Here is a 336-nt window from a genome sequence, read left to right on the forward strand (position 1 = left end):
AGCAGTAGTTCAGCCAAGCCAGTGTCGGTATCAGAGAATGCCAGAATTGTTATATCAGAAGACCCCCATTGGACGTTTTCAGTTATATCAACGGGGTCTGAGCCATAATCACCCAGCGCTGAAAATTGACTACTTTCTTCCGCATAGAGCATTTCATCAGCAGAGCTGACGGAAATACTAGTCAGACCTCCCGCCACGACTGAAACTGTCACCCCTTCACTATCAATATCATCCTGGCTTGCTATGATTTGCGCATCATCAATAGACAAACCAGAGAGGACTCCTTTATCTTCTCTCGAGCCATCAGACAGCGCTACATCACCAACATAAATAACC

At 45.8% G+C, this 336-nt stretch carries 1 protein-coding gene; it reads right to left on the reverse strand.

The annotated features are described in order from the left end of the window. Positions 1-336: hypothetical protein (locus A3761_RS27435; protein WP_197472966.1), on the reverse strand; the 336-nt coding region annotated here is incomplete at both ends.

The organism is Oleiphilus sp. HI0123 (assembly GCF_001635315.1).